22 protein-coding genes, 1 pseudogene and 1 riboswitch are annotated in these 23925 nt (G+C 71.9%); of the genes and pseudogenes, 10 read left to right on the top strand and 13 right to left on the bottom strand.

Annotated elements, in window-relative coordinates; all coding sequences use genetic code 11:
• Positions 1–633: 633 nt before the first annotated feature.
• A complete protein-coding gene (gene tyrS / locus ACGFI8_RS32595) occupies positions 634–1902 on the bottom strand; it encodes a tyrosine--tRNA ligase (protein ID WP_392810643.1) in 1269 nt (422 codons plus the stop codon).
• 94 nt (positions 1903–1996) lie between these two features.
• On the opposite strand from tyrS, the gene ACGFI8_RS32590 reads away from it, so the two are divergent.
• Together ACGFI8_RS32590 and ACGFI8_RS32585 are read left to right on the top strand one after the other, a co-directional pair.
• Positions 1997–2305: an antibiotic biosynthesis monooxygenase gene (locus tag ACGFI8_RS32590; RefSeq protein WP_366231163.1), complete on the top strand. Its 309-nt coding sequence runs from the start codon at positions 1997–1999 to the stop codon at positions 2303–2305.
• A gap of 461 nt (positions 2306–2766) precedes the next feature.
• Complete coding sequence (locus tag ACGFI8_RS32585) at positions 2767–3672, top strand: NADP-dependent oxidoreductase (RefSeq protein WP_392810642.1); 906 nt, start codon at positions 2767–2769, stop codon at positions 3670–3672.
• Positions 3673–3725: 53 nt separating this feature from the next.
• Here ACGFI8_RS32585 and ACGFI8_RS32580 read toward each other — a convergent pair whose 3' ends face one another.
• Both ACGFI8_RS32580 and ACGFI8_RS32575 read right to left on the bottom strand, forming a co-directional pair.
• Entirely contained in the window at positions 3726–4514 is a 789-nt protein-coding gene (locus ACGFI8_RS32580; RefSeq protein ID WP_392810641.1) for an SGNH/GDSL hydrolase family protein, read from the bottom strand.
• Entirely contained in the window at positions 4511–4882 is a 372-nt protein-coding gene (locus ACGFI8_RS32575) for a winged helix-turn-helix transcriptional regulator (protein WP_392810640.1), read from the bottom strand. Before ACGFI8_RS32575 ends, ACGFI8_RS32580 begins: the two co-directional genes overlap by 4 nt.
• A 68-nt stretch (positions 4883–4950) precedes the next feature.
• On the opposite strand from ACGFI8_RS32575, the gene ACGFI8_RS32570 reads away from it, so the two are divergent.
• Positions 4951–5562: an NAD(P)-dependent oxidoreductase gene (locus ACGFI8_RS32570; RefSeq protein WP_392810639.1), complete on the top strand. Its 612-nt coding sequence runs from the start codon at positions 4951–4953 to the stop codon at positions 5560–5562.
• 99 nt (positions 5563–5661) lie between these two features.
• Here ACGFI8_RS32570 and ACGFI8_RS32565 read toward each other — a convergent pair whose 3' ends face one another.
• The 5 genes from ACGFI8_RS32565 to ACGFI8_RS32545 all read right to left on the bottom strand — a co-directional run bounded on the left by ACGFI8_RS32565 (position 5662) and on the right by ACGFI8_RS32545 (position 9444).
• Positions 5662–6417: an ABC transporter permease gene (locus tag ACGFI8_RS32565; protein WP_392810638.1), complete on the bottom strand. Its 756-nt coding sequence runs from the start codon at positions 6415–6417 to the stop codon at positions 5662–5664.
• Positions 6414–7358, bottom strand: coding sequence for an ATP-binding cassette domain-containing protein (locus tag ACGFI8_RS32560; protein WP_392810637.1), 945 nt, complete (start codon positions 7356–7358; stop codon positions 6414–6416). The genes ACGFI8_RS32565 and ACGFI8_RS32560 overlap by 4 nt, the downstream gene beginning before the upstream one ends.
• A 140-nt stretch (positions 7359–7498) precedes the next feature.
• On the bottom strand, positions 7499–8092 hold the full coding sequence (locus ACGFI8_RS32555) for a PadR family transcriptional regulator (RefSeq protein WP_392810636.1): 594 nt from the start codon (positions 8090–8092) through the stop codon (positions 7499–7501).
• An 87-nt stretch (positions 8093–8179) separates the two neighbouring features.
• Entirely contained in the window at positions 8180–8800 is a 621-nt protein-coding gene (locus ACGFI8_RS32550; protein ID WP_392810635.1) for a hypothetical protein, read from the bottom strand.
• A gap of 80 nt (positions 8801–8880) precedes the next feature.
• The gene (locus ACGFI8_RS32545; protein ID WP_392810634.1) at positions 8881–9444 is read right to left on the bottom strand and encodes a hypothetical protein; all 564 of its coding nucleotides are present in this window, start codon (positions 9442–9444) and stop codon (positions 8881–8883) included.
• A gap of 235 nt (positions 9445–9679) precedes the next feature.
• Between ACGFI8_RS32545 and ACGFI8_RS32540 the strand changes: the two genes are divergently transcribed.
• Positions 9680–10666, top strand: coding sequence for a hypothetical protein (locus ACGFI8_RS32540; RefSeq protein WP_392810633.1), 987 nt, complete (start codon positions 9680–9682; stop codon positions 10664–10666).
• Here ACGFI8_RS32540 and ACGFI8_RS32535 read toward each other — a convergent pair.
• Positions 10652–11596: an RNA polymerase subunit sigma-70 gene (locus ACGFI8_RS32535; protein WP_392810632.1), complete on the bottom strand. Its 945-nt coding sequence runs from the start codon at positions 11594–11596 to the stop codon at positions 10652–10654. The two genes, ACGFI8_RS32540 and ACGFI8_RS32535, sit on opposite strands and share 15 nt — an antisense overlap.
• A 53-nt stretch (positions 11597–11649) precedes the next feature.
• Between ACGFI8_RS32535 and ACGFI8_RS32530 the strand changes: the two genes are divergently transcribed.
• A complete protein-coding gene (locus ACGFI8_RS32530; RefSeq protein ID WP_392810631.1) occupies positions 11650–12042 on the top strand; it encodes a YciI family protein in 393 nt (130 codons plus the stop codon).
• Between the two features lie 98 nt (positions 12043–12140).
• On the top strand, positions 12141–14009 hold the full coding sequence (recQ, locus tag ACGFI8_RS32525) for a DNA helicase RecQ (protein WP_392810652.1): 1869 nt from the start codon (positions 12141–12143) through the stop codon (positions 14007–14009).
• A gap of 97 nt (positions 14010–14106) precedes the next feature.
• On the opposite strand, the gene asnB is transcribed toward recQ, so the two are convergent.
• Positions 14107–16071, bottom strand: coding sequence for an asparagine synthase (glutamine-hydrolyzing) (gene asnB / locus ACGFI8_RS32520; RefSeq protein WP_392810630.1), 1965 nt, complete (start codon positions 16069–16071; stop codon positions 14107–14109).
• Between the two features lie 169 nt (positions 16072–16240).
• Here asnB and ACGFI8_RS32515 point away from each other — a divergent pair.
• Positions 16241–18361 (top strand): annotated as a pseudogene (locus ACGFI8_RS32515) (transglycosylase domain-containing protein); the annotation flags it as partial.
• 144 nt (positions 18362–18505) lie between these two features.
• Here the strand turns inward: ACGFI8_RS32515 and ACGFI8_RS32510 are convergent.
• Entirely contained in the window at positions 18506–19393 is an 888-nt protein-coding gene (locus ACGFI8_RS32510) for a C39 family peptidase (protein ID WP_392810629.1), read from the bottom strand.
• A 29-nt stretch (positions 19394–19422) separates the two neighbouring features.
• Positions 19423–19569, bottom strand: a riboswitch (cyclic di-AMP (ydaO/yuaA leader).
• A 198-nt stretch (positions 19570–19767) separates the two neighbouring features.
• Here ACGFI8_RS32510 and ACGFI8_RS32505 point away from each other — a divergent pair.
• The 3 genes from ACGFI8_RS32505 to ACGFI8_RS32495 all read left to right on the top strand — a co-directional run bounded on the left by ACGFI8_RS32505 (position 19768) and on the right by ACGFI8_RS32495 (position 22598).
• The gene (locus ACGFI8_RS32505) at positions 19768–20856 is read left to right on the top strand and encodes a hypothetical protein (protein ID WP_392810628.1); all 1089 of its coding nucleotides are present in this window, start codon (positions 19768–19770) and stop codon (positions 20854–20856) included.
• Positions 20857–20961: 105 nt separating this feature from the next.
• A complete protein-coding gene (locus ACGFI8_RS32500; RefSeq protein WP_392810627.1) occupies positions 20962–22113 on the top strand; it encodes an Ig-like domain-containing protein in 1152 nt (383 codons plus the stop codon).
• Between the two features lie 23 nt (positions 22114–22136).
• Positions 22137–22598, top strand: coding sequence for a cupin domain-containing protein (locus ACGFI8_RS32495; RefSeq protein ID WP_392810626.1), 462 nt, complete (start codon positions 22137–22139; stop codon positions 22596–22598).
• Positions 22599–22659: 61 nt separating this feature from the next.
• Here ACGFI8_RS32495 and ACGFI8_RS32490 read toward each other — a convergent pair whose 3' ends face one another.
• Both ACGFI8_RS32490 and ACGFI8_RS32485 read right to left on the bottom strand, forming a co-directional pair.
• Positions 22660–23247, bottom strand: a complete 588-nt coding sequence (locus ACGFI8_RS32490; RefSeq protein WP_392810625.1) for a DNA-3-methyladenine glycosylase — start codon at positions 23245–23247, stop codon at positions 22660–22662.
• Positions 23244–23921 carry a TetR/AcrR family transcriptional regulator gene (locus tag ACGFI8_RS32485; protein ID WP_392810624.1) on the bottom strand — a complete coding sequence of 226 codons (678 nt, stop codon included), beginning with the start codon at positions 23919–23921 and terminating at the stop codon, positions 23244–23246. The genes ACGFI8_RS32490 and ACGFI8_RS32485 overlap by 4 nt, the downstream gene beginning before the upstream one ends.
• Between the last annotated feature and the right edge of the window lie 4 nt (positions 23922–23925).

The raw sequence follows: 23925 nt of genomic DNA, 5'->3' as shown, positions 1-23925 counted from the left end.
CCCACAAAGGAGGCCCGTGCCACGGGGTAAATTTCAATTGGCACTGGCTTAACAAGCACCCTGTTGAGTTCTCAAACAACCAACACACACCGCCGGACTTCACCGTTTCCGGTTCCGCCCGCCCGGGGCGTTTCGTTTCGTTCCGTTCTAGTCTAGCAGGTCCGTTTTGTGAGTCAAGTTCGGCTTGCCGTACTTTGTCCCATTTCACGGACACACAACATCTCTTCCGGCAACCCGGTCGAATGTCGTATGGTGTCGCAGGACGTCCGCTGCGGCTCGTTTCGCGACCCGCGTGCCTCGTCCGTGTTCCCTGCCGGCTAACTACCTTACCCGGTCTGCGTCCGGCGTCCAAATCGCGTTCGCCGTTCGTTTCCCCGGGCACGACCACTACCCGGTCACCCGGCTCGTGGTCGTTTTGGGCTTCGACAGGCCGTCCGCCGCGGCGCGTCTTGCGCTCCGCTGTCTCGTCCGTTTCCCTGCCGACCGTCTACGTTACCCGGCTTCCCGATCGCCACCAAATCGATCACTCTCTTCGGTGGCGCCCGGCCGGAGCCGGGTGTTGCACGGGCGCGCCGGGCGCCGCAGCGAGGTCAGAAGCTACACGGCGCCCGGCGGCATCACCAAATCAAGAGGTCACGCAGGGGTGAGCTCAACCCCCGCGAACGTGCGCTTTCCCTTGCGCAGCACCAGAAGTCCACCGGCCAGGGCACGGTCGGCGGGCACGATCTCCTCGGCGTCGGACACCCGCTCGTTGTTCACGTACGCACCGCCCTCGGCCACCGTCCGCCGCGCGTCGTTACGGCTGGAGACCAGGCCGGCGGCGATGAACAGGTCGGCGACCGTCGAGCCTGCGGGCGCCGCCACAAGCCCCGCCTCGCTGAGCGCGGCGCGCAGCGTCGACGCCGAGAGCTCGCCGAGTGAACCCCGGCCGAACAGCGCCTGGCTCGCCGCGATCACCTGCGCGGTCTCCTCCGGCCCGTGTACGAGCCTGGTCATCTCCTCCGCGAGCCGGCGCTGGCCGATCCGCGCCGCGGGCCGCTCGGCGGTCTCCTTCTCGATCGCCTCGATCTCCTCGCGCTCCAGGAACGTGAGCTTGCGCAGCAGCCCGCCGACGAGCGCGTCCTCGAGGTTGACGAAGTACTGGTACAGCGCGTACGGGCTGGTCATCTCGGCGTCCATCCACAGGCTGCCGCCGCCGGTGGACTTGCCGAGCTTCTCTCCAGCCGAGTTCACCAGCAGCGGCGTCGCCAGGAGGTGTACCGAAACACCCTCCACCCGATGGATCAGGTCCGTGCCGGCCGTGAGGTTGCCCCACTGGTCGCTGCCGCCCGTCTGCAGCTTGCAGCCGTAACGGCGGTACAGCTCCAGGAAGTCCATGCCCTGCAGGATCTGGTAGCTGAACTCCGTGTAGCTGATGCCGGCGTCCGAGTTCAGCCGGGCGCTCACCGCGTCCTTGGTGAGCATCTTGTTGACCCGGAAATGCTTGCCGATCTCGCGCAGGAAGTCGATCGCGGATAGCGAGGCGGTCCAGTCGTAGTTGTTGACCATGCGCGCGGCATTGCTGCCGGTGAAGTCCAGGTACGGCTCGATCTGCCCGCGCAGCTTGTCGACCCACTCCGCGACCTGGTCGCGCGAGTGCAACTGCCGCTCGGCGGACGGCCGCGGGTCACCGATGAGGCCGGTGGCGCCGCCGACGAGGGCGAGCGGACGGTGCCCGGCCAGCTGCAGCCGGCGGACCGTGAGCACCTGGAACAAGTGGCCGATGTGCAGGCTCGGCGCCGTCGGGTCGAAGCCGCAGTAATAGGTGATCGGCCCCTTCGCCATCTCCGCGCGGAGTTCGTCGAGGTCGGTCGAGAGCGCGATCAGGCCGCGCCACTGCAGATCGTCGAGCACATCGGTCATGGCGCGATTGTCCCACCCTCCCCCGGTCGTCCCCCACCGCGTTACCGGCCTGAGGGTGACCGGTTTTGTCATACCCGGCCGTTAGGGTTGAGCCATGGCAGTCGTGAAGATCAACGCGATCGAGGTCCCCGAGGGCGCGGGGCCCGAGCTGGAGCGCCGGTTCGCCGCGCGGCACGGCGCCGTCGAGGACGCGCCGGGCTTCCTGGGCTTCGAGCTGCTGCGCCCGACGGCGGGTGAGACGCGGTATTTCGTCTACACCAAGTGGGAGTCCGAGGAGCATTTCCAGGCGTGGTCCACCGGACCGGCCCGCGAGGCCCACTCCGGCGAGCGGGCGAAACCGGTGGCGACCGGCTCGAGCCTGCTGGAGTTCGAGGTCGTCCAGCAAGCGGACCCGCGGGCCTGACACGTGGCGCGGCACCACCTGTTGACCGAGGGCGGCCATGCGAAGAGCCTTCAAAACCCCGGATTTCGTACTGCGGGAGGGCCCCCCGGCACCGCGACGATCGTCTGGGCCGTCACCAGCGGCCAACCACCAGAACACGAAGCGCAAGGTTCCTGACCCACAAGGACCATCCCGGCAACTGGCTGTCGCCTGGAGTTCGCCGACTGGAAGGCGCTGCTGACCGACGTCGGCTTCGAGGTCGACGCCGCCTCGCACGCCTGGCGAAACGACTGGATCGTCGACAACCGCATCCGGCCGTTCGCCAAGCTGGCCACGGTCGACGACGAGCCGATGGACTGGCCCGACACGCACGTCGGCCCGTCGCCCGCTCAACACCTGACCGCAGCCGAAGCAGCACGCGATCACCGAGCCACGGCCGGCGCGGGGCCGAGCACGAATCACACACACGATCCGGAGCAGATGTGAAGGCGTTGCAGTATTCCGACTACGGGCCGTCGAGCGTGCTGCGGGTGGTCGACGTGCCCGAGCCGCAGCCGGCGGCCGGGCGTATCCGAATCGCGGTGCGGGCCGTGGGCGTCAACCCGTACGACTGGAAGGTGCGCAGCGGCGCCTTCGGGGACACGACCCCCAGCCGGCTGCCCGTCGTGCCGCACTCCGACGCGGCCGGGGTGGTCGACGCCGTCGGCGAGGGGGCCGAGGGCGTCGCGGTCGGCGACGAGGTGTTCGGGGTCGCCCCGGGCGGGGCCGCGGCCGAGCTCGCGGTGCTGCGAGTGTGGGCGGTCAAGCCCGCGGCGATGTCGTTCGAGGAGGCGGCCGGGATGCCCAACGTGGTCGAGACGGCCGGGCGTGCGCTCGACCTGCTGGGCCTGCGGAAGGGGCAGACCCTGCTGGTCAACGGCGCCGCCGGCGGTGTGGGCATCGCGGCCGTGCAGCTGGCCGTCGCGCGGGGCGCCACGGTGATCGGCACGGCGAGCGAGCGCAACCACGAGTTCCTGCGTGGGCTGGGCGCGATCCCGGTCACCTACGGCGCGGGGCTGCCCGGCCGCGTCCGCGCCGTCGCGCCGGGCGGCCTCGACCTGGCGCTCGACACGGCGGGCCGGGGCGCCGTCGCGGACCTGGTCACGCTGACGCCGGCGCCCGCCGACGTGGTGAGCATCGCCGACTTCGACGCGCCGCGCCTCGGCGCCCGGGTCACGGACGGCTCGGAGGGGCGTGCGTGGCAGACGCTGGCCGAGGCCGCCGCCCTTTTCGCCGAGGGTCGCTTCACCATGCCCGTCGACCGCACGTTCCCGCTGGCCGAGGCCGCGGCCGCCCACGATCTGAGCGAGTCGGGCCACGTGCGCGGCAAGGTCGTGCTGACCCTCTGAGGCCCGCGCCCCGGCAGAGGGCGGCGAGGGCACTCAGCGCGGGGGAAGGCGCGTCAGGGGTCGAGCAGGACCGGGGCCGGGGTGGCGCGCTTGCAGACGCGATTGTCGCCCGAGGAGCGGCCCAGCAGGTGGCGGCCCGCCCACGGCAGCAGGTGGCGGCGCATCCAGGCGAGCTCCGCGCAGATCACCTCGTGCCGGCGGCGCGGCGCGGGCGCCGGGAACGGGGCGGTCCAGGAGTCGTCGGTGCCGGGCAGGCCCAGGCAGTACGCGAGCGCCGCGCCGATGCGCTCGTGCCCGGCGCTGTTGGCGTGCAGGCGGTCGTCGCTCCAGAGGCGCGGGTCGGAGGCGACGGGATGCGCGCCGAGGTCGAGCAGGATCGCGCCGCTGTCGGCGGTGGCCTTGCGGATCTGCTCGTTGAGCGCGAGCACCCGGCCCCGCAGCGGCCGGGCGATCGGCATCACCGGCGCCGGGTCGGGCAGCGTGAAGGTCAGCACGGTCGTGCCCCGCATGACGAGGGCGAGCTGCATCGCGTGGATGTCGCGGGCGACCTCGGCCACGTCGAACGAGGTCCGCAGGATGTCGTTCATGCCGGCGACCACGGTGGCCAGATCGGGCTTGAGGTCGAGAGCGGGCGCCAGCTGCTCGGCCCGGATCCGGGCGGTGGTCCGCCCGCGGATGGCGAGGTTGGCGTACTCCAGGCCGTCCGGCGCCTGCGCGCGGGCGACGTGCTCGGCGAAGCGGTCGGCCCAGCCGCGATACCCGCCGTTGCCGTCGGGGTCGTCCATGCCCTCCGTGGTGCTGTCGCCGATGGCGACATAGCGGCGGTACACGCGGGCGTTCATGCGCCGCGCAGCGCGTAGGCGGCGCGGGCCGACTCGACGGTGGGCAGGTGCTCGGCGGCCCAGGCGCGGCAGGCGTCCATCGCCGGGAACAGGGTGCGGCCGAGGTCGGTGATGGCGTACTCGACCCGGGGCGGGATCTCGTCATACGCCGTGCGGGTGATCATGCCGTCGCGCTCCAGGGCGCGCAGCGTCTCGGCCAGGACCTTGGCCGAGACCCGGCGCAGCGGCACGCGCAGCTCGCCGAAGCGTCGCGGGCCGTCCCGCAGGCAGATCAGCACCATGCCCGCCCACTTGTCGCCGATCTGGAACGGCGTCGCGGCCGACGGGCAGGCCGGGTCGAACAGGTTCGGCGGGAGGGGGTCGCGCATCGCCCCACCGTAACGCGCGCCCCGGTAACGTTGCAGTTACCGGGGTATCGCGTTCTACGGTGCCCGGCATGACTTCGGTGGTGGTGTTCGGGGCGGGCGGACGGGCCGGGCGGCAGATCCTGGCCGAGGCCCGGAGGCGGTCGATCGAGGCGACGGCGGTCGTCCGCGATCCGGCGAAATATCCGGATATTTCCGGTGCGGTCGCCGGCGACGCGACCGACGCGGGGCTCGTGGAGCGGGCGGCGCGCGGGCACGACGTGGCGATCTCGGCCGTGTACGGCGCGGATCTCGATCCGGCGGCGTACGGCGAGGCGATGGCGGCGCTGCTGCACGGCCTCGAGCGCGCCCGGGTGCGACGGCTGCTGCTGATCGGCGTCGCGACGACGCTGCCGGGCGACAGCGGCGCGCGGAAGTTCGAGGAGCCCGGTTTCCCGGCCGAGTGGCGGCCGTTCTCGCAGGCGCGCGCCGACGAGCTGGCGGTTTTGGAGCGGTACGACGGCGCCGTGGACTGGGTGGTGTTCACGCCGCCGATGGAGCTGGTCGAGGACGAGGGCAGTTCCGGATACCAAATCCGGAATTTCGGAAATGCCCTGAGCTACACGGCGCTGGCGGCCGCCCTCCTGGACGAGGTGGCCGCCGACCGCCACCACCGCACCCAACTCGGCGTTTCGGGCATCTAACCAATAACCGGAAAATCCGAAAAGTCCGGACACGAAGTGTTCGGACTTTTCGAGATTCCAAAGAGCATCCCGGAACATCCCGGAACATCCCAAGGGCGCCTACACCGACCGTTGATACGCGCGGAACGTCCGGCCCGACAAGTACACCAGCGCCGCCGCCAGCACCAGCAGCCCGCCGCCGTAGGACAACGTCCGCGGCCAGTCCACCGCGCCGGCCAGCGCCGAGCGGCAGGTCTCCAGCGCCCAGTTCACCGGGTTGCCCCGCGCGACCGCCTGCATCCACCCCGGCATCAGGCCCGGCGCGATGAAGGCCGAGGACAGGAACGTCAGCGGCAGCAACAGCAGCGTGTTGAGGCCGATGATCGTCTCACGCTGGCGGACCAGCATGCCGGCGGTGTTGGACAGGGTGCTGAAGACGACGCCGAGCAGCGCCGAGGAGGCGACGAGCAGCAGGACGCCGCCGATCGGGTAGCGCGCGCCGGCGGCCACGCCGAGCAGCACGATGATGATCGACTGGATGGTGACGCTGAGGGTTTGCTCGATGACCACGGCGTCGAGGATCGCGCCGCGGCGGGCGGGCGTGATGAGGAAGCGGTTCATCGTGCCGCGATCGATCTCCTCGAGCACGCCCATGCCGGACCACATGCTCGACGAGACCGCGCTCATGACGACGACGCCGGGCACCAGGTATGCGAGGTAGCTGTCGCCGCCGAAGCCGGGCAGGTCCACGACCCGGCGGAAGAGGTTGCCGAACAGGAACAGCCAGATCGCGGGCTGGATGAGCGTCACGAACAGGAACGCGGGCTGCTTGACGAAGACCTTGAGCCGGCGACCCGTCAGGTATGCAAGGCTCACGCGGCCACCGCCATCCGGCGGCCGGCGTGCTTGAGGTACACGTCGTCCAGGCTCGGCCGGGCGACGGTGACCGTGGCGACCCGGATGCCACGGGCGTCCAGCGCGGCGAGCGCGGCGGGGACGGCGGCCGCACCGTCGTCGGCCCGCGCGGAGAGGCGGTTGCCGTCGAGCGTGACCTCGCGCAGCCCAGGGAGCCCGGTCAGCGCCGTCCGGGCCTGCGGCCCTTCCGGAGATTCCAGGATTTCGATGTGTACCGCATCCCCGCGCAGCTCCCCCTTGAGCCGGTCGGGCGTCCCCTCGGCGACCACGCGCCCGCCGTCGACGATGACGAGCCGGTCGGCGAGGCGGTCGGCCTCGTCCAGGTAGTGCGTGGTGAGCAGGATGGCCATGCCGTCCAGCCGGCGGATCTCGTGCCAGAGCGCGGCCCGGCCCTCGGGGTCCAGGCCGGTGGTCGGTTCGTCGAGGAACAGCACGGCGGGGCGGTGCACGAGCCCCATGGCGACGTCGAGGCGCCGCTGCATGCCGCCGGACCAGTCCCGGGTACGCCGGCCGGCGGCCCCGCCGAGGTCGAAGCGCTCGAGCAGCTCGTCGACCCGGCGGCGCAGTTCGGCGCCGTGCAGGCCGAACAGGTGGCCCTGCAGGGTGAGGTTCTCACGGCCGGTCGCCGCCGGATCGAGGCCGGAGCGCTGGGCGACGACGCCAATGGCGGCGCGGACCCGCCGCGGATGCCGGGCCACGTCATGGCCCATGACCTCGGCGTGGCCGGCGTCGGCGCGGGCCAGAGTGGTGAGGATCTTGACGGTGGTGGACTTGCCGGCGCCGTTGGGGCCGAGCAGCCCGACGATCTCGCCGGGCTCGACGACAAGCGAGAGGTGGTCGAGGGCGCGCACGCCCCGGGGGTAGGTCTTGACGAGGTCGCGTGCCAGTACGGCAGCGGGCATGACGGTCTCCGTCGGTCGGGACCGGTCCCACGCAATTCGCTATCCTGGCGGTCGCAGACACCGAGGCCGGCTCGTTCCCGCGGGATCGGTCGAGGTCGTTTCCCCGGGCCGTGGTGTTCCCGCACCGCGGCCCGGGGTTCTTACTGTTCGTGGTGTTCGCGCCAGAGCTCGATCCCCGAGAGCGTGCCGGCCCGGATCTCCTCCAGCAGCCCCCGCAGCCAGTCCGCTTCGGCGCGCAGCAGCGCCAGGCCGTACTCCGCCTCGACGGTGAACACCCGGGGCACCTTCCCGGCGCTCGCCCCCAGCGCGGCCTCCTCGGTCGCGATCTGGAAGTCGAGGATCTCGACCCGCTTGCGCATCAGGTAGACGGCCTCGTCGGGCGGGAGGATGCCGAGCACGGACAGCCCGGCCCGCAGTCGCGGATACTCCCGCTCGGGGGCGCCGACGATCTCCCGCAGCCAGTCGACGGTCTCCTCGCGACCGGCCTCGGTGATCTGGTAGACGGTCCGCTCGGGGCGCCGGCCTTCCCGGGCCGTGTGCGCCGCCTCGACGAAACCGTGCTTCTCGAGGTTCTGCACCACGGTGTAGAGCGAACCCCACTGGATCTTGAAGTCCTGCTCCTTGCCGCGGCCCCGCATCTCCGCGGCGATCTCGTAGGGGTGCATCGGGCGCTCGTACAGCGTCGCCAGCACGTGCAGGCCGAGCAGGTTGCCCACCTTGCGGCGCTTCGCCATCGCACCCCCCGGCATGCTCGCGTGCGGTTACTCGTGAACGAGCATACGCAATACTCGTCCACGAGTAAACGCCCGCGAGCGATTCGGTCAGGACGCGGCGGCGAAGGTCTCGAAACGCTCGGCGACGCCGGCCAGGTCCGCCTGTTCCGACTCCGCGCTGGTCTCGTCGCCGACCGTGGTGGAGACGCGCCACCGGCGCTGGGCGGGCACGAACGCGACCCGGATCGAGGCTCCGTCCTCCCGCCACAGCACCGCCGTGGTGTTGTCCTCGTCGAGCCGGCCGATGAAGTCGCGGATATCGTCGCCCGTCGGGTGGTGCGCGAGCGAGCCGTCCTCGGTCGTCATGCGCGGCACCGGCAGGCGGAGCAGCCGCCGTGGCTGCCACAGCGCCGCCGGCCGATGGCGCCCGGACCGCTGGAAGCACAGCAGCTCACACTCGTCGGCCAGCTTGTGGATCAGGTGCAGGGTCTCCTCCGGCGCATCGCCGCGCAGGGTGAGCAGCACGTGCGTGTCGGCGACGACCGCCGGCTCGGCAAACAACGCCGGGTCGACGCCGGCGCGCACCTCGCGGTCGAACCGTTCCACACCGGGATCGACTGCGGTCCATCCAACGTCGCCCCGCCGCAGCGCCTCGTATCGGTCGACGCCCTGGTCAACCGTGATCGGTCGGGCCTCGTACCAGACACCAACCTCGATCAACTCCGCCATGGAAACACACCGTACGGAACCGCAGGAAACGGGCGCAACTCAGCCACGCATCGTGCAAAATCCATCACCCATCCGCCGTTTCATTCACGACGCCCCATCGATTCGGCTATCTTGTGCGCCTGCACCGTTTCCACGAGCCCCGCGGCGGCGTGGGTCGTCACGACGAGCGGGCCGCCCGGGTCGCCGGGCAGGTCGAAGGTGACGACCGTCATTGGCAGCGCGGCGACCCGGCCCCACTCGGTGAAGCGCCCGGCCGGGGCGGCGCGCACGGCGGCGATGTCGCGCCACAGCACGGTCACCGGCGGGTGACGGCGGGAGGCGGGGCGGCGCACGCTCAGCATGAGCCCGTCGGAGCCGGTCGTGACGCGCACCGGCACACCACCACCGAACAGCAGCGCGAAGCCGGCGCCGAGCTCCCAGATCACGGCGGCGCGGTGCAGCGGCACGTGGCCGAACCAGCGCTCGGCGCCGGCCGCGTGCGCGGCGCGCTGGCGCCGCCGCGCCCACCACTGGGCGAGGAAGACGGGTCCGATCGCGGCCGCGGCCAGTCCGGCGAAGGCCAGTGCGGCCCGCCACCGCGCGAGCAGCGGCAGCCCGACCGGGACCGCGGCGGCGAGGAACAGCCACCAGCCGCGCCCCCGCACCGGATCCAGCCTACGCGGGCGAGGCATGTCACACCCGTGGCCGAACGGCGCATCGGCCATGCTCCCAGCGGCTCCCAGCCGCGGGCCACGTGATGCAGGTGCACATCGGCACCTTCCTCGACACCCGCGCGGGGCGAATCTGCGGGCAGGGCAGCCGCGACCACCACGAGCGACCGGGGCCTGACAGGGCATGACGGGGGTTTGTGCGGGCCGGGTCCGCCGGTAAGGATGGGGCATGCCCTCCGCGACCCCCGTCCGGCTGCTCATGGTGCTCACCTCCGCCGCCGTCGTCCTCGGCGCCGCCGGCTGCGGCGCGAAGGCGGACCCGCCGGAAACCGCGCCGCTGTTCGCATCGGGGGCCCCGTCCTCCCCCGCCGCCCCGGCGCCGTCCAGCGCCGCACCGTCCGCGGCGGCATCAGCGGCATCGGTACCCGTACCGGCGGGCGTGACCGCGGGCATCGTGATCTACGACCGGCAGGCCGGCGCGTATGTGCTGCAGCAGAAGGAGAGCTGGCGCTTCCGGTCCGCGTCGCTGGTCAAGCTGCTCATCGCGCTGGACTACTTCTGGAACAAGGGCCCCTCGTACTCCGTGCCGGCCGCCGACAAGCCGAATCTGGAGATCATGCTGCGCAGCAGCGACGACGCCGCCGCGAGCGCGTTCTGGAAGGCGGCCGGGCAGCGCGACGTGGTGACCCGCATGGTCCAGCGGCTCGGGCTGCACGACACCGACCCGCCGCCGGCGAGCCAGCCCGGCTACTGGGGGTACACCGCGGTCAGCGCCGGCGACCTGGTCCGTGTCTACCAGTACATCCTCGACAAGGCGCCGCAGCCGGTGCGCGAGTTCATCATGAGCAACCTGCACGCCACCACGAAGTGCGGCACCGACCGGTACGACCAGTCCTTCGGCATCCCGAGCACGTTCAAGCAGCCGCGCGCCGCGAAGCAGGGCTGGTCGGGCTTCGGCGACAACCCCGCCACCCCGTGCGTGGCGAACGCCGGGCTGGCCGCGCCGGGCGGCGCCGCATTCGTGCCGGCCGCCGAGCCGAACAAGCCCGACATGATGGGCGAGGTACTGCACACCACCGGCACCGTCGGCGCCGACGACCGCTACATCGTCGCGGTGCTGAGCGTGCACCCGGACGGCACGCAGTTCGCGAAGGCCGCCGCCGCCCTGACGAAGATCACCAAATCGCTGCCGTTGCCGGCGTCAACGAAGCTCTGATTCCCGCAGTACACCTGGAAGCCCGAACAGCGGGAAGAGCTTCGCGTCGAAGGTGGTGAACTCGGCGACCCGCCCGCCGGCGCAGCGCACCACGTCGAGCTTGAACGCACGGAACTCGGTGCCGCCGGGCTCGCGCAGGTAGCTCGCGGCGGCGGGCATCCGGTTGGCGCGGGTGGGCACGAGCCGCCACTGGCCCATCGAGGGCGGCCCGGACGCCCGGTGCAGCAGCGGCAGAAACTCGGCCAGCCCGGTGTACTGCAGCGGCAGCGGCGGCATGGTCACCCGTACGTCCTCGCGCAGCAGCGCCACGGCGGCGTCGACGTCGGCGCGCTCGTGCGCGTCGATGAGCCGCTGCAGCAGCTCCAGCTCGTCGCCGGTCGGCTCGGCGCGGGCCTGATCACCGGCCGGATCGCGGTGCGGCGCCGACCTGAGCGTCGCCCGGGCGCGCTGCAGGGCGCTGTTCGCCGCGGGCACGGACAGCTCCAGCAGCTCGGCGGTCTCGGCCGCGGACCAGTCCAGCACGTCGCGCATCAGCAGCACCGCGCGCTGGCGGGCGGGCAGCAGCTGGATCGCGGTCAGGTACGCCAGCTCGATCGTCTCGCGGGCCACGACCACCGCGTCGGGCCGCTCGTCGGCCGGGGCGACCTGGTCCAGCAGGTGGTCCGGGTAGGGCTCCAGCCACGACACCTCCGTCGACGCCGAGGGCGGGCGGCGGTTGCCGCGCCGGATCGCGTCGAGGCAGGCGTTGGTGGCGATGCGGTACAGCCACGCCCGCGCGTTGGTCCCCGGCTCGAAGTCGTCGCGGTGGCGCCAGGCGCGCAGGAACGTCTCCTGCACGGCGTCGTCGGCGTCGGTGAAGGACGCGAGCATCCGATAGCAGTGCACGTGCAACTCCCGCCGGTGCTGCTCGAACAGTTCGCGGAAGTCCACGGCCTCACGCTACCGAGTCGTGTAGAGATGGGCCGGGCGGCTCCGACCACTGGATGAGTTCCGCCTTCTTCCGTGAGGAGTTGATCGTCGTGAAGTATCTGCTGCTGATTCACATGAACCCGGAGGTGTGGGAGACGCTGACTCAGGCCGACGTCGACGAGGTGATGGCCGGGCACGAGCGGTTCATCAAGACCATCAGCGAGTCCGGCGAGCTGATCCGCACCGATGCGCTCGGCCAGCCGGCCGAGAGCGCGGTGGTGCGCATCCGCGCCGGCGCGCAGACGGTGACCGACGGGCCGTACGTCGAGGCGAAGGAGTTCCTCGCGGGGTTCTACCTGGTCGAGTGCGCCTCGAAGGAGCGCGCGGTCGAGCTCGCGGCCATGATCCCCGACGCGAAGTGGAACGCGATCGAGGTACGCCCGATCGTGTACACCCAGGAGGCATGACACAGCGTGTCGACGCGATGGCCGGTCCGTCACCGCGCGGATCGGCCGTCCGGGTTTTGTCGGTGGTGGTCCGTAGAATCGCCGGCGTGGACAGCGAGATGGGTGCGCTCGATGTGTTACGCAGGGTGTTCGGCTACGACGAGTTCCGGGGCAGCCAGCGGGAGATCATCGAGCACGTGATCGGCGGCGGCGACGCGCTGGTGCTCATGCCCACCGGCGGCGGCAAGTCGCTGTGCTACCAGATCCCGGCGCTGGTCCGGCCCGGCACCGCGGTGGTGATCTCGCCCCTCATCGCCCTCATGCAGAACCAGGTCGACGCCCTGCGGGAGCTGGGCGTGCGGGCCGGGTTCGTCAACTCGTCCCTCGACTTCGACATGCGCCGCACCGTCGAGGCGCAGTTCGCCGGCGGCGACCTCGACCTGCTGTATCTCGCCCCCGAGGCGCTGGCTTCGCCCGGCACCATGCGGCTGCTCGAGCGTGGCCGGATCGCGCTGTTCGCGATCGACGAGGCACACTGCGTCTCGCAGTGGGGCCACGACTTCCGCCCCGACTACCTCAACCTGTCGATGCTGCACGAGCGCTGGCCGGACGTGCCGCGCATCGCGCTCACCGCGACGGCGACGACCGCCACCCACCGGGAGATCGCCACCCGGCTCGGGCTGACCGACGCCCGGCACTTCGTGTCGAGCTTCGACCGCCCCAACATTCAGTACCGCATCGTCGGCAAGCAGGACCCGCGCCGCCAGCTGCTGGAGTTCCTGCGCGGCGAGCACCGCGGCGAGGCCGGCATCGTCTACTGCCTCAGCCGCAACTCGGTCGAGAAGATCGCCGACTTCCTCAAGGACAACGGCATTCCGGCGCTGCCCTACCACGCCGGGCTCGACGCGCGGACCAGGGCCGACAACCAGAACCGCTTCCTGCGCGAGGACGGCCTCGTCATGGTCGCCACGATCGCGTTCGGCATGGGCATCGACAAGCCCGACGTCCGCTTCGTCGCGCACCTCGACCTGCCGAAGTCCATCGAGGGCTACTACCAGGAGACGGGCCGCGCCGGCCGCGACGGGGAGCCGTCCGTGGCGTGGCTGGCATATGGGCTGCAGGACGTCGTCCAGCAGCGCAAGATGATCGAGACCTCCGAGAGCGACGCCGCCCACCGCCGCAACCTCTCCCAGCACCTCGACGCGATGCTGGCCCTCTGCGAGACGGTCGAGTGCCGGCGCGCCCAGCTGCTGGCGTACTTCGGCCAGGATCTCGCCGGCTCGTGCGACAACTGCGACACGTGCCTGACCCCGCCGGAGTCCTGGGACGGCACGATCGCCGCGCAGAAGCTGCTCTCGACGGTCTACCGGCTGCATCGCGAGCGCAACCAGAAGTTCGGCGCCGGCCAGTGCATCGACATCCTGCTGGGCAAGAAGACCGACAAGGTCGTGCAGTGGCACCACGACGAGCTGACCGTCTTCGGCGTCGGCGCCGACCTGCGCGAGGCCGAGTGGCGCGCGGTCGTCCGGCAGCTGCTGGCCCAGGGCCTGCTCGCGGTGGAGGGCGACTACGGCACCCTGGTCCTGACCGACGCCAGCGCCGAGGTCCTCGGCCGCCGCCGCCAGGTCATGCTCCGCCGCGAACCCGAGCGCCCGATCTCCGCCGCGAAGACCGCGAAGACCGCCCGCCGCGACGCCACCGCCGCGGCCGACCTTCCCGCCGAGGCGACCCCGGTCTTCGAACACCTCCGCGCATGGCGCGCCGCCACGGCCAAGGCCCAGTCCGTCCCCGCCTACGTCATCTTCCACGACGCGACGCTGCGCCAGATCGCCGCCGAACGCCCCGCCACCCTGTCCCAGCTGTCGACGATCAACGGCGTGGGCGAGAACAAACTGTCCAAGTTCGGCCAGCAAATCCTCGACGCCCTGTCCGAGCTCGCCCCACCCCCCAACGCCACCGTCGACCCCCCAGACAACGAGGAGCCGTAACCACGCGCACCACGGTCTCGACACCCATCGGATTTATCGGAAATTTCGTATTCGTTCGGGTCAGTGTGACCCGGTCCGAGATGGTGCGGGGCCTCGGTCAGCCGGTGACCATCGGGCGGACTCGGGGTTCGGGCAGGGGCACGGTGATCGAGCCGTCGACGAAGATGCCGTGCCATAGGCAGAACGACAGCAGGATCCACAGCTTCCGGGCGTGGTCGGCGTCGCCTCGTTCGTGGGCGTTGAGCAAGGCGTGGGCGTAGTCCAGGTCGATCAGCTGGCCGGCGCCCGACGTCGACAGGACGTGGTGTGCCCACTCGGCCAGGTCCGTGCGCAGCCAGCGGCGGGCCGGGGTCGGGAAGCCCAGTTTCGGGCGGTCCGTGATGAAGTCCGGGACGATGCCCTCCATTGCGCGGCGCAGGGCGTACTTGGTGGTGCGGCGCCGGCCGGGCACCTTCAGGTGGGCGGGCAGGCGCGACAGCACGTCGAAGACGCGCCGGTCCAGGAACGGCACACGCAGTTCGAGGGAGTGGGCCATCGACATGCGGTCGGCCTTGGTGAGGATGTCGCCGGGCAGCCACGTGTTGATGTCGATGTGCTGCATCGTGGCCACCGGGTCGAGGGCGGCCGCCTCGGCGTAGAGGGCCGCGGTCACGTGCGGGTGGCCGACGCCGGCGGCGTCGCGCAGGATGCGGGCCTTCTCGTCGTCGGTCAGGATGCGGGCGTTGCCGAAGTACCGTAGCTCCATCGGCGTCGTCGCGCGCTGCAGGTAGCTCTTGCCCCGCATGCCGTCCGGCAGGTGGCGCGCCAGCGCACGGAGGCCGCGCTGCAGCGGCTCGCCGAGGCGGGCGACGGGGGCGAGCGAGCGGGGCTCGCGGTAGATGGTGTAGCCGCCGGCGAGCTCGTCCGCGCCCTCGCCGGACAGGACGACGGTGACGTGCTCGGCGGCGGTGCGGGCCAGGAAGTAGAGGGGCACGATCGACGGGTCGGCGACCGGGTCGCCGAGGTGCCAGATGATGCGGGGCAGCGCCTCCATGACCTGCTCGGGGCGCACGACGGTCGGGATGAGCTCGACGCCGAGGTGGCGGGCCGAGCGCTCGGCGACCTCGATCTCGGAGAACGCGGTGGACGTGTCGAAGCCGGCGGTGAAGGCGCGCAGCCGCGGGTGGAGCTCGGCGGCCAGCGCGACGATCGCGGTCGAGTCGATGCCGCTGGACAGGAACGCGCCGACCGGCACGTCCGCGCGCATGTGGGCGCGGACGCTGTCGCGCAGCGCGGCGCGCAGTTCGTCCACCACGGCCGCCTCGGTCGCGGCCGGGTCGGGGCGGAAGGTGGGCCGGGCGTAGCGGCGGATCGTCGAGACGCCGGCGAACTTGCGGATGAGCACGCCGCCTGCGGGCAGCCGGGCCACATCGCGGTGCAGCGTGTACGGCTCCGGCACGTACTGCATCGTGAGGTACAGCGACAGGGCGGTCCGGTTCAGTTCGGACCCGGCGTGCTCGAGCAGCGGCGGCTTCTCGCTGGACAGCCACAGCCCGTCCGGGGTCTCGAGGTAGTACAGCGGCTTGATCCCGAAGGGATCGCGCGCGGCGTACAGGGTCTCGGTCGCGTCGTCCCACAGCGCGAACGCGAACATCCCGCGCAGCCGGTCGAGGGCGGCCTCGCCCCAGTAGTGGAAGGCGGCGGCGAGGACCTCGGAATCGCCGTCGGTGGCGAAGACGGCGCCGTGGGCGCGGGTCAGCTCCTCGCGCAGCTCCTCGAAGTTGTAGATCTCGCCGTTGAAGACGAGCGTCCAGCGGCCCGCCTCGGGGCCGACCGGCGGGTACCGCAGCGGCTGCCGGCTGCCCTGCCGATCGATGATCGCGAGGCGCTTGAAGCCGGCCGCCGTGCCAGCCCCGATCCGCTCCAGCGCCATGTCGTCGGGGCCCCGATGGTCGAGCAGCGCGAGCTGCCGCTCCATGGTGCCGAGAAGTTCCGGGGTGATGATGGCGTTTCCGGTGTACATCAGGAAGCCGCACATGGCGTCGTTTCCCTTCGCTCGAACGGCCACGATTCGCCGTGCCATCCAGCCGAACAGAGGCCGCGGACCAGGGCGGACCGTTGTGCGGGCGTCCATCCGATCGCTCGCCCACGCACGCACCCGGGTGATCTTCCGGCGGCGGCGGTTAGGGGTGGGTGGTGCGGGTAGCCGCGCGCCGCCGAGCTAACCGCCCACAGTCGTCTGGAGACGGAACATGCGCCGACACGGCCAGCGAGCGAAGCGACAGCGAGCGAAGCGTCCCCGTTCGAAACTCGCCCGGGTGCTGCTCGGCATGCTGCGGCTGACGCTGTGCGGGGTGCTGGCCGGCCTGGTGTTCACGGCCGCGACGCTGCCGCTGGCGCTCGCCGGCGGCGGGCTGGCGAAGGCGGGCGCCGACACGTGGGAGAACCTGCCGACCAACCTGTCCACGCCGCGGCCGCCGGAGACGACCTACGTGTACGCCAGTGACGGCAAGACGCTGATCACCACGTTCTACGACGAGAACCGCCGCGACGTGCGGCTGGACCAGGTCGCGAAGGTGCTGCAGCAGGCCGTCGTCGCCGCCGAGGACACCCGCTTCTACCAGCACCACGGCGTCGACGCGCGGGGCGTGCTGCGCGCGTTCGTCTCCAACAGCCGCGGCGGGGCGCAGCAGGGCGCCTCGACGCTGACCATGCAGTACGTCCGCAACGTGCTCAAGAACGACCCGAGCCTCACCCCGCAGCAGCACCTGGAGTCGCTCGCCGACACCCCGGCGCGCAAGCTGCGCGAGATGCGCTACGCCGGAGCGCTGGAGAAGCGGATGAGCAAGGCCGAGATCCTGCAGCGGTACCTCAACATCGCCTACTTCGGCGCCGGCGCCTACGGCATCTACGCCGCCAGCCAGACGTACTTCGACAAGAGCCCGGCCGACCTCACGCTCCCGGAGGCGGCGCTGCTGGCCGGCCTGCTGCAGTCCCCGGACGTGGACAACCCGCTCACCGGCGAGCGCAAGACGGCGCTGGAGCGGCGCGAGTACACGCTCGACTCGATGGCGAAGATGCGCGTGATCACGCCCGCGGAGGCGACCGCGGCGGAGGGCACGGAGCTCAAGACGACCGAGCGCCGGCTGCCCAACGACTGCACGTCGGTGGCGCAGGAGCACAACGACTGGGGCTTCTTCTGCGACTACTTCCGCCAGTGGTGGAACAGCCAGCCCGAGTTCGGCGCGACGCCGAACGACCGCGACGAGAACCTGCGCACCGGCGGATACACGGTGGTCACCTCGCTGGACCCGAACGTGCAGGCGACCGCGCTCTCCCAGTCGCTGGGCGTCTACGGCTACGGCAGCGCGCGTTCGGTGCCGCTCGCCGTGGTCCAGCCCGGCACCGGCCATGTGCTCGCGATGGCCGTCAACCGCCACTTCAGCCTCGAGGCCAACCCGCCGGAGCACCCGCAGTACCCCAACACCGTCAACCAGCTCGTCTCGGGCGGCTCCGGCGTGGACGGCTACCAGGCCGGCTCGACGTTCAAGATGTTCACGATGCTCGCCGCGCTGGAGGCCGGCCTGCCGCTGAGCACCCAGTTCAACGCGCCGGCCCGGATCGTGACCAACTGGCCGGGCAGCGCCGCGGCCAGCTGCGGCGGGCACTGGTGCCCGGCCAACGACAGCCCGGGCTGGATGGACGGCCCGCGCACGATGTGGACCGGGTTCGGCCGCTCGGTCAACACCTACTTCGTGTGGCTGGAGCAGCGGATCGGCGCACAGCGCGCGGTGGAGATGGCGCAGCGGCTCGGCATCACGTTCCGCAACGAACTGGACACGTCTCTGGTGGCGAAGGCGGAAGGCTGGGGCTCGTTCACCCTCGGTACCTCCTTGACCACGCCGCTGGACCTCGCCAACGCCTACGCGGCCGTCGCCGCCGGCGGGCTGTACTGCCGACCGCTGCCGGTGGTGTCGATCACCGACCCGGACGGCAAGGCCGTCGAGGGCGCCGCCCCGAAGTGCAAGCAGGCGGTCGACCCCGACGTGGCGGCCGCGGCGACCGACGCGGCGCGGTGCCCGGTCGGCAAGGGCTCGGCGTACGGCAAGTGCGACGGCGGCACGGCCGAGGCCGTGTCCGGCATCCTGGGCGGGCGCCCGGTCGCTGGCAAGACGGGAAGCTCGGAGAACAACGCGACCGAGACGTTCGTGGGGTTCACGCCGCAGGTCGCGGCGGCCGGCATCGCGGTGAACGTGGACAACCCGAACGACTACGTCGGCGGCGGGGTCTCCAGCTCGGTCGACCAGGCCGTGGCGGAGACCATGGCGGTAACGCTGCGCGGGCAACCGACGCAGGGCTTCCCGGCCCCGAGCCGGGCACGCGCCCTGGGCTGACGGGGGCCGGGACGCTCCCCGGACCGGCGCGCCGTCCACAGTGGACGGCGCGCCGGATCGAGGGGGCTAGGCCTGGTCTGGCTCGATGCGGCTTCGCGCTGATCGACCCAGGCTAGGCGGCGATCAGGCCGAGTAGCCGCGCTGGGCGATCCAGTCGGCCATCTTGGCCGTGGACAGCGTGTACGAGCCGACACCCTGGGCGTCGGCCGGATCCGCGATCTTCACGGTCTGGCCGCCGTCGCTGTACCCGACGATCGTCAGGTAGTGCCCGCCGGAGTAGGAGTGGCCGTTCCCGGCGTCGTCCACCGTGGACCCGGCGATGTTGGCGACCACGGCGAACCCCTGGCCGATCGCGTTGAGCACCGACTCCTTGAGCTGTTCGGCCTCGGCCGGGGTGGCCGTCTGCCCGGTGATGAAGTGTGACTTGTAGAAGGACGTCCCGGTGTACGAGTTGAGCGCCCGCGTGGTGTCGTCGGCCGAGTTGGTGCCGTTGACGGTGGTGCCGAGGCTCTGCGCGACCTGGGACTGCGACGGGGAGAGTCCCCGCGCGGTGAGGGCGATGCGCGTGGCGGCCGGGCCGCAGAAGTAGTAGTTCTCCTGCCAGGCGAACTGGTAGGGGAGGTCCTTCTGCTGCGGGGGCGCCGTGGAGGCGGCCGCCGATGGCGACGGCGGCGCGGTGGTGGGGTCGGCGGTGGTCCCGGAGGTGCTCCCGGCGCCGGCCTGGGCGGTGGCGGTCGGCTTGGCCGCTCCGCCCTTGGGTGTGCTCGCCGCGTCGGGCACCGCCCGGTCGCGCTGCTTCTCGCGGGCGGCGGGGGCGCCACCCTCGGTGACCCTGGACTCCGCGCCGGTCAGGGTCTGGGGGCCGGCGGCGCTGGCCGGTGTCGAGGACTGCTGCAGGGCGGCGACGCCGATGCCGGCCGCGACGGCGAGGCCCGCCATGCCGGCCGCGACGTGGATGCGCCGGACCCGGGGGATGCGTCCCGAGTGGCGAGGTTTGTAGAGGTACGTCACGGGTACCTCCGCTCGTGGGGCAACACGCAAGCTCCTTCCGGTGCCGCCTACCGGGTTAGCTGACGGGTTCGGACGGGAAGCTCGCCCTTCCCGAGGCCGTGTGGCCCCGCGGATTCACCCCTGGTGGTGCATGGTTCCCCGGCTCGTGCGCGCGCACGATTCAGCGGATCCGCTACGGGGTCACCCGAATGGGTGAACGGAGGCCACAGCGGATTCGAAAACCGTAAACACGCCGCTCAGGGCCTGTTTAACCCCCCGCTGATTCGGCCACCGGGCGCGGCGCCGCCATGACAGGCGACCGGGCGCACACGGCCCGTGCGCCGTTTCTCATGCCCAAAATCACCCCTTTTCCACACCGGTCCTAGTCTCGCCGGATGCTAGCCGGTGACGACGAAAATCCGCAGGTCAGCGACATGGCCGCAGGCGGCCCCCGCCATCTGCGGTCTCGCCGCGGCCGTCATGCCGCACACCTCCGCAACCTCGTGCCCGATGCCGAGCGCCTGCTCGCGTCCGGGCCGGTACGCGTGCTCACGTCCGGGTCCGCACGCGTGCTCGCAGCAGGGTCCGCACGCGTGCTCGCCTCCGGGCCGGTACGCGCGCTCGCCAAAGGGTCCGCACGCGCGCTCGAATCCGGGCCGGCCCGCACGCTCGCATCCGGGTCCGCGCGCGCGTTCACGGCCGGACGCGCGCGCCTGCTCGCATCCGGCCCCGGGCGCCTCGGCGCGGCCATGCCGCCGGGGGCGCGCCGCACCGCCGCGGCCGCGGCGGTCGTCGCCGTGGCGGCGTTCGGGCTGTCCTCGACGCTGACGTCCTCGGACCCCCCCGCCGCATCGGGCGGCGCGGTGAGCCTGACCGCCCAGGACGGGGCCGGCGCGGCCCAGGCCGAGGCGACGCGCGGCAACGACCGCGCGGGGCGCTCGTCGGACCGCTCGAAGGCCGCCGACCCGAAGGCGACCGGCAAGAAGGCGACCGACAAGAAGGCCACCGGTCAAGGCGGCGCACAGCCGCCGGCAGCCGCGCCGGCGCCGACGACGCCGGCACCCGTCGGCGGGCTGAGCCGGGCCGAGATGGACAACGCGATCGCGATCGTCGACGTGGCCAAGCGGGAGAACCTGCCGAAGCGCGCGGCCGTCGTGGCGCTCGCCACCGCCCTGCAGGAGAGCCACCTGCGCAACCTGGCCAACGCCAACCTGCCGGAGTCGCTGCAGCACCCGAACGAGGGCGTCGGGTACGACTACGACTCGGTCGGCCTGTTCCAGCAGCGGCCGAACTGGGGCACCGTCGAGCAGCTGATGGACCCGCACGAGTCGGCCCGCCGGTTCTACGCGGCGCTGCTGTCGATCCCGGGCTGGGGCGACTACGCGATCACGGTCGCCGCGCAGATGGTGCAGCGCTCGGCCTTCCCGGACGCCTACGCCAAGTGGGAGGGGCTCGCGGCGCAGATCGCCGACGCCACCATGTAGCCCCCGGGTGACGGTCAGTATCGCACCCGTTGTCACTCGTTTGCCGGCCCGGCCTCGCCCGGGTCGGCACGACGATGCCCCCATGTGCAGACAACGGCAGAGAACATGAGGCGCCCGGGCCGGTCCGTGACCGCGCTGCTCATCCTCGCGGTCGCGGCACAGCCGGCGCTGTCCGCCTGCGACGTCATGTCGCATCGCAAACACACAGCGACCAAGTCCACCGCACCCCCGACGGTGCCGGTGGGGCTGTCCCTCACGCCGGCGGCGGGCGACGCCGCGGTGCCGATCAGCGCCGAGATCGGCACCAAAATCAACAACGGGCGGGTCACCGACGTCTCCCTCGTCGACGCGACCGGCCAGAAGATCGCCGGCGCGGCGCGGGCGGACGGGTCGTCCTGGGTGCCCGACACCGCACTGCGCTACGGCACCACGTACACGGCGAAGGTGACCGCCGTCGGCGCCGACGGCAAGCCGGTGATCAGGCAGACGACCTTCACCACGGCGGCGAAGCCGACCGGTCAGGCGGTCACCTCGGACCTGAATGTCATCAACGGCGGGACCTACGGCGTCGCGATGCCGGTCGTCGTGGAGTTCGGCAGCGACGTACCGGCGGAAAACCGGGCCGCCGTGCAACAGCGGCTGTTCGTGACGAGCGACCCGCCCCAGCCCGGGGCGTGGCACTGGTTCAACGGCAAGCAGGTGGAGTACCGGCCGGAGCACTACTGGCAGCCGGGCACGAAGATCACCGCCCGCAAGGCCCTCAACGGCGTGCCGATCGGCAACGGCCACACCGACGAGGACGCCTCCGCGACGTTCACGATCGGCCGCAAGCTCACGATCGACATCGACAACGCCACCAAACAGCTGAGCGTGTACCACAACGACGCGCTCGTGAAGACCATGCCCGTCAGCCTGGGCAAGTCGTCCACGCCGACCTCGAGCGGCACCACCGTGATCATGTCGCGGGAGCGGACGTCGTTGTTCAAGACGCCGGAGTACACCACCACCGTCGAGTACGCCATGCGCCTGACCTGGGGCGGGCAGTACATCCACGCGGCGCCGTGGTCGGTCTACGACCAGGGCCGGAGCAACGTCTCGCACGGCTGCACCAACGTCTCCACGGCCAACGCGGAGTGGCTGTACGAGTCGGTGCTGGTCGGCGACCCGGTGACCACGCGCAACACCGAGGTGGGACTGGACCCGGGCGACGGCTGGACGGCGTGGGACATGTCGTGGGCGGACTACACCAAGGCCTAGAGGGCCCAGAGGAGGACATCGAGATGGAGGTCATTCGCGTCCCGAGCACCAGCCGGCCGGCGCCGCAGCAGCGGTACTCCGGCGTGGCCTGGATCGGGCGGGACGTCACCGCGATGGAACCGTCGCGCCTGGCGACGTTCCACGCCCAGTTCAACCCCGGCGCGCGCACGGCGTGGCACCGCTGCCCGTACGGCCGGGTGCTGCACATCCTGCACGGCGTGGGGCGCGTGCAGCGCCGGGGCGGCCCGGTCCACGAGGTGCGGGCCGGCGACACCGTAGTCGTGGCGGCCGGCGAGTGGCACTGGCACGGCGCCGGCCCCGGCACGTTCGTGGCGGTGGTGTCGACCCAGGAGACCGACCCGGACGGCGGCGACACGGAGTGGGCGGAGCAGGTGACCGAGTCCGAGTACCTGCGCCCGCCGCAGTCCGCGACGATCCGCCTGCCGGACACGGACCGCGTCCCGAACCGCGAGGCCTGCTGGTAGTTCACGAGCCGCTCCGGCTGACGGCCCGGGCCCCGCCGCACCCGCGACGGGGCCCGGGCCGTCAGACCTTGCGCAATCGCGGGACGTGGCGGCGGTACTCGCTGACCGTCGGATCGCCCTCCAGCCAGAAGCGCCACGGCTTGTCGTGCGCGCCCGTGACGCCGACCCGGGGGCCGGCCGCGATCGGGCCGGGCGGCTCGGGGGACTCGACGAGGTGCCCGCCGAGCAGGTACGTCCCGTAGAACGTGCGGTCGATCGCCAGCGCGCTGCACAGCCGGGCGGGGCCGCGGGCGAGCTCGGCGTCGGAGCGCGCGGCCGGCCGGCGCGAGCGCGCCGTGTCGAGGCCGCCGACCACCTCCCCGGCCCGCAGCAGCACGGCCGAGGCGGTCCCCTCGGTGCCGCTGACGACGTTGAGGCAGTAGTGCATGCCGTAGGTGAAGTAGACGTACGCGTAGCCGGCCGGCCCGAACATGATGGCGTTGCGCGGGGTGCGGCCGCGGTGGGCGTGGGAGGCCGGGTCCTCGCCGGTGCCGGAGTACGCCTCGACCTCCGTGAGCCGCACCGTGACCCCGCCGGCGGTGAGGCGGCAGCCGAGCAGTGCCCGGGCCGCCTCCTCGACCGGACCCCGCAGCCGCTCGAGCAGCGTCACGACCGGATCAGCGCGATGCGCCGCACCAGGTCGTCGACGGTCGCGTCCAGCGGCGGCAGCGGGAAGCCGGGGATGAACTGGCGCATCGTCACCGCGCCGTGCAGCGACGTCCACAGGGTGGCGGCGTCGGCGAACGGGTCGGTGCTGTCCGACCGGCCCGCCTTGACGCACTCGGCCAGCGCGTTGATGAGCAGCATGAACGCGTCGAGCCGGCGCCGCCACACCTCGGGCAGCTCAGCGATGTCCTTCGGCGACCCGACCAGCGGGCGGTGGGCCCGCTGCCGGCCGTAGAGGACGCGGTACCGCGCGGGGTCGCTCAACCCGAAGTTCGCGTACGCGTGGCAGCCGGCCAGCAGCCGCTCGACCGGGTCCTCGACGCCCCGGGCGGCGTCGAGGATCACCAGGTGCAGCCGCTCGAAGGCGATGTCGAGCACGGCCTCGATGATGGCGTCGCGGTCGGCGAAGTGGGTGTAGATCGACGGGGCGGAGATCCCCGCCTCCCGGGCCACCGAGCGCAGGGTGAGCGCCTCCTCGTTGCCCTCGCGCTCCAGCAGCCGCTCCGCCGCGGCCACGATCTCGTCGCGCAGCAGGGCGCCCTCGCCGCGCCGGTTGCGGGTGCGGCCACCGTGCGGGGTGGCCGTACCCCCCGCCGGACCTGTCGGTTCCGCCTTCATGACT

This window comes from Dactylosporangium sp. NPDC048998 (assembly GCF_043197855.1).
Lineage (GTDB): Bacteria > Actinomycetota > Actinomycetes > Mycobacteriales > Micromonosporaceae > Dactylosporangium.
This window is presented reverse-complemented; position numbering and strand designations above follow the sequence as displayed.

Excerpts from the sequence above, each read along its gene's own strand:
- tyrS (WP_392810643.1), bottom strand. The coding sequence starts at position 1,902 with ATGACCGATGTGCTCGACGATCTGCAGTGGCGCGGCCTGATCGCGCTC.
- ACGFI8_RS32590 (WP_366231163.1), top strand. The coding sequence starts at position 1,997 with ATGGCAGTCGTGAAGATCAACGCGATCGAGGTCCCCGAGGGCGCGGGG.
- ACGFI8_RS32580 (WP_392810641.1), bottom strand. The coding sequence starts at position 4,514 with ATGAACGCCCGCGTGTACCGCCGCTATGTCGCCATCGGCGACAGCACC.
- ACGFI8_RS32575 (WP_392810640.1), bottom strand. The coding sequence starts at position 4,882 with ATGCGCGACCCCCTCCCGCCGAACCTGTTCGACCCGGCCTGCCCGTCG.
- ACGFI8_RS32570 (WP_392810639.1), top strand. The coding sequence starts at position 4,951 with ATGACTTCGGTGGTGGTGTTCGGGGCGGGCGGACGGGCCGGGCGGCAG.
- ACGFI8_RS32560 (WP_392810637.1), bottom strand. The coding sequence starts at position 7,358 with ATGCCCGCTGCCGTACTGGCACGCGACCTCGTCAAGACCTACCCCCGG.
- ACGFI8_RS32555 (WP_392810636.1), bottom strand. The coding sequence starts at position 8,092 with ATGGCGAAGCGCCGCAAGGTGGGCAACCTGCTCGGCCTGCACGTGCTG.
- ACGFI8_RS32550 (WP_392810635.1), bottom strand. The coding sequence starts at position 8,800 with ATGGCGGAGTTGATCGAGGTTGGTGTCTGGTACGAGGCCCGACCGATC.
- ACGFI8_RS32540 (WP_392810633.1), top strand. The coding sequence starts at position 9,680 with ATGCCCTCCGCGACCCCCGTCCGGCTGCTCATGGTGCTCACCTCCGCC.
- ACGFI8_RS32530 (WP_392810631.1), top strand. The coding sequence starts at position 11,650 with ATGAGTTCCGCCTTCTTCCGTGAGGAGTTGATCGTCGTGAAGTATCTG.
- recQ (WP_392810652.1), top strand. The coding sequence starts at position 12,141 with ATGGGTGCGCTCGATGTGTTACGCAGGGTGTTCGGCTACGACGAGTTC.
- asnB (WP_392810630.1), bottom strand. The coding sequence starts at position 16,071 with ATGGCACGGCGAATCGTGGCCGTTCGAGCGAAGGGAAACGACGCCATG.
- ACGFI8_RS32505 (WP_392810628.1), top strand. The coding sequence starts at position 19,768 with ATGCTAGCCGGTGACGACGAAAATCCGCAGGTCAGCGACATGGCCGCA.
- ACGFI8_RS32500 (WP_392810627.1), top strand. The coding sequence starts at position 20,962 with ATGAGGCGCCCGGGCCGGTCCGTGACCGCGCTGCTCATCCTCGCGGTC.
- ACGFI8_RS32495 (WP_392810626.1), top strand. The coding sequence starts at position 22,137 with ATGGAGGTCATTCGCGTCCCGAGCACCAGCCGGCCGGCGCCGCAGCAG.
- ACGFI8_RS32485 (WP_392810624.1), bottom strand. The coding sequence starts at position 23,921 with ATGAAGGCGGAACCGACAGGTCCGGCGGGGGGTACGGCCACCCCGCAC.